General features: G+C 35.5%; 6 protein-coding genes and 3 pseudogenes. 4 read left to right on the plus strand and 5 right to left on the minus strand.

Annotation, left to right across the window (positions count from 1 at the left end; translation table 11 throughout):
• Positions 1-92: 92 nt before the first annotated feature.
• Positions 93-344 (plus strand): annotated as a pseudogene (locus tag NI455_RS14680) (IS30 family transposase); the annotation flags it as partial.
• 573 nt (positions 345-917) lie between these two features.
• On the opposite strand, the gene NI455_RS14685 reads toward NI455_RS14680, so the two are convergent.
• A complete protein-coding gene (locus NI455_RS14685; protein WP_171260806.1) occupies positions 918-1,094 on the minus strand; it encodes a hypothetical protein in 177 nt (58 codons plus the stop codon).
• A 300-nt stretch (positions 1,095-1,394) separates the two neighbouring features.
• Here NI455_RS14685 and NI455_RS14690 point away from each other — a divergent pair, with 300 nt between their 5' ends.
• The gene (locus NI455_RS14690; RefSeq protein ID WP_004281965.1) at positions 1,395-1,568 is read left to right on the plus strand and encodes a hypothetical protein; all 174 of its coding nucleotides are present in this window, start codon (positions 1,395-1,397) and stop codon (positions 1,566-1,568) included.
• Positions 1,569-1,587: 19 nt separating this feature from the next.
• Here the strand turns inward: NI455_RS14690 and NI455_RS15585 are convergent.
• Positions 1,588-2,085 (minus strand): annotated as a pseudogene (locus NI455_RS15585) (IS4 family transposase); the annotation flags it as partial.
• Between the two features lie 316 nt (positions 2,086-2,401).
• Positions 2,402-3,091, minus strand: a complete 690-nt coding sequence (locus tag NI455_RS14700) for a GntR family transcriptional regulator (RefSeq protein WP_004647775.1) — start codon at positions 3,089-3,091, stop codon at positions 2,402-2,404.
• 889 nt (positions 3,092-3,980) lie between these two features.
• On the opposite strand from NI455_RS14700, the pseudogene NI455_RS14705 reads away from it, so the two are divergent.
• Positions 3,981-4,695: pseudogene (locus tag NI455_RS14705) on the plus strand (IS5 family transposase).
• 50 nt (positions 4,696-4,745) lie between these two features.
• On the opposite strand, the gene NI455_RS14710 reads toward NI455_RS14705, so the two are convergent.
• Together NI455_RS14710 and NI455_RS14715 are read right to left on the minus strand one after the other, a co-directional pair.
• Complete coding sequence (locus NI455_RS14710) at positions 4,746-5,657, minus strand: ParB/RepB/Spo0J family partition protein (RefSeq protein WP_004647773.1); 912 nt, start codon at positions 5,655-5,657, stop codon at positions 4,746-4,748.
• Between the two features lie 13 nt (positions 5,658-5,670).
• Complete coding sequence (locus tag NI455_RS14715; RefSeq protein WP_004647772.1) at positions 5,671-6,444, minus strand: ParA family protein; 774 nt, start codon at positions 6,442-6,444, stop codon at positions 5,671-5,673.
• A gap of 857 nt (positions 6,445-7,301) precedes the next feature.
• On the opposite strand from NI455_RS14715, the gene NI455_RS14720 reads away from it, so the two are divergent.
• Positions 7,302-8,474 carry a replication initiation protein gene (locus tag NI455_RS14720; protein WP_004647771.1) on the plus strand — a complete coding sequence of 391 codons (1,173 nt, stop codon included), beginning with the start codon at positions 7,302-7,304 and terminating at the stop codon, positions 8,472-8,474.
• Positions 8,475-8,849: the final 375 nt, after the last annotated feature.

Genomic DNA, 8,849 nt, shown 5'->3' on the forward strand with positions numbered 1-8,849 from the left:
GGTTGTACGGTAGATTTTAGAGGCAGGCTTATTCATTTTGAAATTATATTGCTGAATAAGCTTTTGATGCTAGGTTTGTGCAACAAAGCCGCATAGATGTATATTTCTGTGACCCACATTCACCATGGCAAAAAGGCACATGCGAAAATATGAATGGTTTAATTAGGCAATATTTACCTAAAGGGATTGATTTAAATCAGGCAGATCAGCATTATTTAAATCAAGTTGCCATGTCACTGAATACTCGTCCTAGAAAAGCGTTAGATTGGCTTACACTATTAGAGAAATTTTCTCAGCTTATTGATTATCATAAGGCTTTTGAAACTATCGCACCTCATGTTTGAATTCGCCCGCCTAAGGTGCTTTGATTCAGTTCTATTGAAGCTTTAAGATAATTTTCAAGCTTAATCTATACAGGTATATTTTGTTGAATTACGTTTTTTTATTAAGATATTTAAGGGAAAATTCTCACGGAAAAAATGTTTTTTATCACTGAACCATATACAAGTAGCTAAATTATCGTGCAATTTTTCAACCATCATTGGATGACTACCGTAAACTAGGTAAACAATATCACCAATATAGATATTATTCATCTTTAGTCAGCCAAGCATAAGATCAAAATTCTGAAACTTCTGATAAATAAATTAATGCCATCAATTGAGAACTTTTTTTAAGCTGAGAAAGCATTTATAAAGTCCAATTAAGTCCTTGTCCCATTTCATAAATAATGAGTATTAATGCAATTACCATTAGTGAAATCACAATGGCTTCGACCTTAGTGAGCATCTTAAATTCTCCACCTTTCATCTTTTATATAATAAACAAAGTGAACAATAAATAACAATAAGGTTACAAAAAAATTACTGGATGTTACAAAAATAGGGCTGGTAAAGAAAAATCTCTCAGAGGAGGTGCTAATTCTTTTCAAACTTAACCTTATGTACTGGGCGATGTCCTATATAAGACTCATGACCTACTGCGATCATATCAACACCACCTTCTTCTTCTAAACTTAATAAGAAAGTATGGACACCCTGCATGTCATTTAACTCAATATTATTGCTGATCCATTTCATCGTACCTGGTTCCATATTGTTTATTTCTTCTTGGATTTTATTGTAGGGGGGATTACCGCAGTTGACCATTTGCTATGCTCTTTTTATAATTTGCCATTAAATTATCTTCGCTATAAAAGATTTTTAAGAAAATCGGTCTGTATTTGGCCAATTAACGCTACAAAAAAAACTCATCCGATAAGTATTCTTACCTAAACCCAAGGTTCTATAACTTGGATCCTGAATATCTTACATACGCAGACATAGCTCATACATCGGAATTTAAACTTAGCCTCTACACTGAAATTAAGTTTTAGAAACATAGAGGAAATTCAGATGGAAAAGTATTCAAAGATTCTAATCCTGAGCTTATTTGGATTTACTGGAACAGTAGCTATTGCAGATGAATCCATTCCAATAGAAGCAACTGCCGCCGCCGAAGCACAACAGGTTGCTTTAGATTATGGAAATGAGAAAGACAAAAAATCTGAATCATCTGAAAGCCCTTAATTAAAGGAATGCCGGTCAGTTAAGAAATTGACTGGCATTTTCTTGGGTATTTCTGTGGTGTCCCTTTCATAACTCGTGGGCAACTCCTCACTCCCTCTCAGGCAAAACATATCTCTTAGATTTTTCCAGTAAACTTTCTAAATGTTTAGGTAAATTACCTGCGGAGTCTAAAGAGTCGAATCTTAATATATTCAGAATGCCAATAGATGCAATATGAAAGCTGGTTCTCAAAGGACTGACTTTTGCACGTTGAGCCATATGTTTCATTGTCTTCTTAGAATATTATAGGCAATACCCCCCATAATTCTTGATAAACTAAATCAGGTTGCTTGCTCCTCAAATGCTTGCCCTCCTGTAAATCACTTTTGATTTCTCGGTAACACATTTTTATTTCCCAGCGCTGAGCATAAAGCTTCGCCAAGCCTATCAGTGGATATGTCTTTGGGTCCATTAATAAAGTGATATAACGTCTAATTTTCCCTGTCTGCTTAACCTCAATCAAACGCGCTTCCCAATACCCTGTTGCCATTAGAGGCCAAAAGCCGCTGTAAACTGGATCCTGAACTAAAAATCTATAATCAGGAAATCAATAAAGAAGAATAGAAATTAAGTATGGATTGGCAGTCTAAAAACTTTCAAAATGCTTTCAGAACGTTATCGCAATAGAGCTAAAAGCCCCCCTTTTGAGATTCAATCTAGTTGCTGGAATTTATAATTTGCAACTGAGTAAGAATGATTTATGAAGGCGGTCTAATGCTAATCTAAGAAAATAAAAAAAACCCTAAAACCATTTAACTTCTTAGGATTTGAATGGGCAGGATATAAATATAAGCTTATGCTTGAATATCTAAGGTCATTTCAATTTTGTCCTGTGACCAGATTTCGATGTCATATTCAATCACTAGATCATCTGATTTTGAAATACGTTCAATATAAGTGGCGGTTTGACTTAAAGGAATACCTAAGTGCTGGCTCTCAAAATGAGACACACCGGTATTTTTAATTTTTAACTGACTACTCGTGTAATTATAATGAAAGTGATTTTTAATGACATCTTGTACCGAAGTAATCACATCATAATTCAGCACATTTGGAAACAGCGCAACAGGTAAATAATTATATTCTAGAAGTACAGGTACATCATCAGCATAACGTAAACGAATAATTTCAATAAAGCCCAATTTACGATTTTCTTCACTAAAAAGATTACTGTGATCCAATCGCTCCAACTGTCTGGTCGAGATTAGTTCAGTTCTGACATTAAAACCCTGTGCCTTCATATAAGAACGAAAATTTTCAATTGAGTTTGGAGAATATTGAATTTTTTTATTACTCACGAACCAGCCGAGATTTTGCCGTTTGAAAATTTTATCTTCGGCACGAAGCTGTTCATAGGCCTTACGCACTGTTTCCCTTGAACAGTCAAACTTTAATGCCAAGTACCGTTCGGATGGAATCATTTGATTAGAACTATAATTTTTCAATTCAGCCTCAATCAAATCTCTGATTTCCATATACTTCATTCAGTGAATCCAGTGAGTGCTCATAAATGATAAAGATAGTACTAAATTAAAGAACAGAGGAAAATTAAAAACAAGGTACGATCAGTAAAAAGATGCATTCCCTTGTTTTAATGAGAATGTTTAGCAGCATGATTAATACGTGATTCTGAGAGAATATCGTTGTCCATTCATAATGTTATCATTTATGCAAAAAGAATAGACTAAATTTGTCTAGTAGAGTGGTGACGGTTCAATCTAACTAAAAGGCATCTACCAAATGGCGGCTATTCGTAATAGTCGACTGAGAAAATCACGTACCTTGATTCTAAGCAGTTATTGCCCACCTCCATACTAGCACGTTTCCTGGCACAGTCCCTATCTGTACACTTGAATGCCTTTGACTATCTAAAGGTAATCTTTAAGAAAATGGGATTTATAGGGCAATATACTAAGATCTCTAGATCTGTTGAATTCGGCAAGCTCACTGAGTGTGGTTCCGTAACGTGACACTAGGTAACGTCTTGGGCTGCTGTCTGTAGGCAAAAATTAAAGCTGTGGTTTAAGGCTGGCATATTTTAAGATTTATTTTAATTTACCACTGATGTCTGGATTTTTAGCTAATTATACCATATCCAAAAAACATATATTTACTAATAATTGCTTAGGCTATTTATTATAAAAAACAACCATATATCATTGATATATGAACATTTATTTCTATTTTTTCTATAGACATAAATTAATTAATTTTTTAGGCCCCCATACACTATCTAAGCTGAGTCAATTAAAACCTGGTATAAGTCAATGTCACATTGACTTATAGAAATAATATTTAAAAACCTTTTTTTATTTTGAATTAGTGTGTCATCAATTAGCTTGAGAAAATCCTACCGGTCCTCATAATTTCTTCATGAATAAACGCTATGCATTAATAGATGATTGGTGGGAACAGGTTAAAGATCTGTTACCTGGACGAATGGGTACTGTTGGAGTAACGGCCAAAGATAACCGACTATTTGTTGAAGCGCTATCGTTCAGGTATCCCGTGGCGAGACTTACCCGAACGCTTCGGTGATTTTAGAGTAGTGCATACTCGTTTTAGTCTTTGGGCTAAAACAGGTGTGTGGCAGAGAGTCTTTGAAGTGCTGTCACATGACCGTGACAATGAATATGTGATGTTAGACTGCACCCCATTGTACGTGCTTACCAACACAGCGCTGGGGGGAAATCAGGCGAATAGGCGCAGTAAAGGGGGCTTAAGCACCAAAATTCATGCCCGTACTGATGCTTTAGGCAACCCGACAGGATTTTATCTCACGGATGGGCAGGTTCATGACTTAAACGGTTCAGATGTGTTGCTGGACTTATCGTTGAGCCAGACCTGGCTTATGGATAAAGCCTACAACTCCAGGGATCGGGTCATTGATCTAATTTTAGAGGCGAAGGGTCAAGTTGTGATGCCAGCGAAAAGTAATTCTATTGATCAGCGTGATTATGATTGACATATCTACAAGGCAAGACATCTGATCGAGAAATTTTTTGCCAAGCTCAAACAATATCGTGCTATTGCCACACGCTATGATAAATTGGCTCAAAACTTCTTATCAGCGATCTATCTGGCTTAATTGATGACACGCCCTAGTTTGAGATTGTCAAAAAAAAGTGTAGCAAATTGCTACACTTTTTCACTTTTCTGAATAAGCTGTTTTAAAAAATCTTCTAGTTGTAAGAGACTAGCTTCGTCAATTTCCGAGATATTCAGAGAAACCTTAAGCTGTTTTTGATTTAGTTTGATATTCCCCGCAATCTTACCTGCATATTCAATTTTTCTAACCACAGATGTTGTGGTCAGTTTTCCTGGATCCTGACTCAATATTTTTTCAGCATAGGCAGTAACTTTACTTTGCTCTAGTTTTTTGTCTTTTACTTTTTCCCAAGCCCCTAGCAAAGCCTTTTCGGCCTCAGAAAGTTGCTCTATATGATCCGACAGAAATTTTTTGAATGCAGTTGCAGCAGTACGACCTAGTAGGCCTGGTTCCACATCAAGGTCATTTAAAATTACTTGAGGCAGTTTTTCGTACGCTAAATACTTGTACATATCTTCGCGATTTAAACCCAGTGAATTGGCTAAACGTTGCTTGTTTTTCTTTAACTTCTCATCAAGTGAGTTCAGGCCAATAAAAATTTCATAATCTGTCAGGTCCTGACGCTTTAAATTCTCTGCTAAGGTTAACAAAGATGCTTCTACATTATTCGCATCAATGATAATGGCTTCAATCACAGACTTGCCGAGTAAATGGTGCGCCCGTAAGCGCCGCTCGCCTGCAATGAGTTCATATTTCAGATTATCCAGTTTACGCACTGTAATGGGCTGCAAAAGACCGACTTCGTCAATGGAATCCGCCAGTTCTTTTAATTGTGACTCTTCAAATAATTTACGCGGCTGGTTTGGACTACGGCTGATATCCTCAATAGGAACATTACGTCTAAACTCTTTCAGCTCTCTAATATTGTCTTTCTGTGCTTGCTGATGTTTTTCTGTATTCTGTTTCAGTTTCTGAGCTAAAAGCTCTTTGGTGCTTGCCATAATACTCTCAGGTTTAAACTTTAGCTACAATTTCATTGGCAAGGCTTTCAAAAGCCTTACGTACTTTTGAATTTTTTTCTACGTTCAAAAGTGATTGTTGCAGAATCGCTGCTTGATTAACTTTAGTACTTTGAGGAATGGTAGTCTCTAAAAGTTTTCCTACCTGTTTCAAGGCTTCATTCCGAATCAGCTTACAGACATTCTGACGTTCATCATGCTTAATTAGTAAAGCGCCTAAAAGCTCTAAATCTGGATTAATACGTTTGATCTTTTCAAGATGATTTAAAAGATCTGTTACCCCATACAATCCATATTGTGATCCGGATTCGATAGGGATAATGACATGTGTTGAAGATGCCAGGGCATTGCTGGTTAATAATTTAAGACTAGGTGGACAGTCGATCAATATAAAATCATAAAGATCTTTTAACAGTTCTAACTTGATATTTAACTCTTCAGAAGGACGGGGAGCTTCTTCTTTTAGTTGGTCTTCAGTTTTTCCTAAATTCAAGGAACCATAAATTAATGATACTTTTTCAAAGTTCGTTTCTTCTTGTAATGCATCTGCCAACAACGAAATATCGCCCACTAGTAATTCTGCTGTAGTCACAACAATTTCGCTTGGATGTTGGATCCCAATGTGTAAACTTGCGTTTGCTTGAGGATCTAAATCAATGACTAAAACCTTGTTGCCCAGATTGGCAAGTTCTGAGGCTAGGTGCACAACAGTCGTTGTTTTGCCACATCCGCCTTTATGGTTAGCAACAGTAATAATTTTTGCAGACATGCGTGTCAGATGCTTCCGTATTTGAATGTTTAGTAATATAAATAACTTTCACTCATCTTACTATAGTTTTAAAATTTATAAATCCTATTTGTTCAGATGTAAAACAGCTTAAAAATAAATCTTTAACTAAGCTAGCTTAATTAATAATTAGAATAATTAGTTATTTAGCTAATTAATAATTAAGAGTGCATTTTTATTATATAAAACAGATGCTTAGAGTTTTAAAAGTGGAAGGTTTGTCACCATAAAGTGGAAGGTCTGTCACTCTAAAGTGGAAGGTCTGTCACTCTAAAGTGGAAGGTCTGTCACTCTAAAGTGGAAGGTTTGTCACTCTAAAGTGGAAGGTCTGTCACTAGGGTGGAAGGTTTGTCACTGCTATTTTTTAAACCGCTATTTTTATTTAAAAATAATTTAAAAAACAATTATTTAATATGTTAATAAAGTCTCGTAACTAAGCCTTAAAGGTGGAAGGGTTGTCACTGTATGTTCTTAACCTGTGGATAATCTGTTTTTATTGGATATTTCCTGATGATTATATGTGCAGTTATACCTTTCGAATCTAACTGAAAGGTGGAAGCCTTGTCACATCAGGGTTTCTATTTAACTTAACCTATCTGAATGTGGGTGAAAAAAGTAAAAATAGTCATTCTAAACTGTAATTTCGGGGGCTAAAGGTGGAAGGTCTGTCACTGTAGGGTGGAAATACTGTATTTAATTCCACTTTAAAGGCAAAAAATCGGATAATAACGCTTTTTTTTGATGACGGACCTTCCACTTTTAGAATCTTGTGGTGAAAGTCTTGAAAGTTTTTCCACTTTTGTATATAAAAACTAAGTCAAATTATAAATATCACGGTTATGACAGAATCTGAACCATTGCAAGAAGAAACGAATTATATTCCCTACTGTATAGGCAACATTCGCCATAATGGCGTTGTCAGTACCAGTAACCGCTTAATTCGCCCAATCGAGTTGTCATCCAATGAATATAAGGCACTTCTATATGCAATGGCGGTTGCGAATTATAGTGAGAAAAATAGGGTAGATGGTGAAATTACCGAACAAACTTATATTTATTTGTATAAGGATGATTTGGCAGATTTACTAGGATTAAATAAACGTAACTCAATTAATGTTGCAATAGATCGGATCTATAAAGAGCTTTCATCCCGGGTAGCTCATTTTATTATTGAGGAGCCTGCTGATAATGGTAAGAGAAAGACTAAAAAAGTACATTCTGTCGTTCCCATTATCCGTGAGTTAAGATGGGAAGATGACTCTAAAAATGCGATTCAGATTCGTTTTACTAGTGAGGTGTTGCCGTATTTCACTCAACTGGCTGGGGGTAATTTTACTACCTATCAGCTAAAACATCTTTTTGCCCTAGATTCTGTTGCCAGTATGAGTCTTTATACTTATTTCATTAAAAACGAATTTAAGTACGCCAATCAAAAGAGTTATGAAGTGCCATTACTTTTAGAAAACTTGAAAGCACTGATTGATATTAATGAAACCAAATATGATCGCTGGGTAGATTTTAGACGCTATGTATTAGACAAAATAGTGGCAGAAATTAACGAAAATACAGACCTACAATTAGAGTATGAAACCGTTAAGAAAGGCCGTCCAATTGTAGGTGTGAATTTTAAACTGCATCATCGGATTGCTGATAAGGCACTGGATGAAATTGCAGTGATTGAAAAAATCTATCTTGATGTTCCATTTGAAGACAATGCATCCGTAAAAGAATTAGGGGCTAAATTCGATACGAATGTACGTTCTTGGTATATTTTTAATAATGATGAAAATTATCAGCAGTTCAAGAAGTGGTTTAAAAAAGTAGGATGCCTCACTGACTCTCAAGCAAATATTGTCATTAATGACACTTTATTCCAAATGGATTTTGCTGAAATTGGTATGGGGCTGAATGACTTTAAACGAAATATGAAGCATAAACTTAAAAATAATCCAGAATTCGTTCAAAGTATTCGTGAAAGACTGAATGATATTTTTGGTAAAGAGCTGATCTAGCGAAAAGTGTAGCAACTTGCTACACTTTTTTAAATATATGTTTGTAAAGAATACAAGTGGTAAGGACCCTAGGATAAAAACGACTCTGTTGGATAAAGGCTTTAGAGATAGATCTTCCCTAAGTTATCCAAATTCAAGTGACAACTTGGGTATGAGGTCTGCCTAATTCCTTAAATCTATTCAAAACGTAAGTGTTCGCTGAACACACCTTATGAATTCATCCTATAAGCCTTAATTTAGTCCCCACTTAAAAACAAGTGGGGACTAAATTTATGACTACAAATAACTAGGGTCTGTTGACATTTACTGTTCATAATTAACCCTATAAAGGTAGCCATAAAAATATACAGGCTAAAGCAACAGAACTTTGATAAT

This window comes from Acinetobacter lwoffii (genome assembly GCF_024129435.1).
Lineage (GTDB): Bacteria > Pseudomonadota > Gammaproteobacteria > Pseudomonadales > Moraxellaceae > Acinetobacter > Acinetobacter lwoffii_F.

Excerpts from the sequence above, each read along its gene's own strand:
- NI455_RS14685 (WP_171260806.1), bottom strand. The coding sequence starts at position 1,094 with ATGGAACCAGGTACGATGAAATGGATCAGCAATAATATTGAGTTAAAT.
- NI455_RS14690 (WP_004281965.1), top strand. The coding sequence starts at position 1,395 with ATGGAAAAGTATTCAAAGATTCTAATCCTGAGCTTATTTGGATTTACT.
- NI455_RS14700 (WP_004647775.1), bottom strand. The coding sequence starts at position 3,091 with ATGAAGTATATGGAAATCAGAGATTTGATTGAGGCTGAATTGAAAAAT.
- NI455_RS14710 (WP_004647773.1), bottom strand. The coding sequence starts at position 5,657 with ATGGCAAGCACCAAAGAGCTTTTAGCTCAGAAACTGAAACAGAATACA.
- NI455_RS14715 (WP_004647772.1), bottom strand. The coding sequence starts at position 6,444 with ATGTCTGCAAAAATTATTACTGTTGCTAACCATAAAGGCGGATGTGGC.
- NI455_RS14720 (WP_004647771.1), top strand. The coding sequence starts at position 7,302 with ATGACAGAATCTGAACCATTGCAAGAAGAAACGAATTATATTCCCTAC.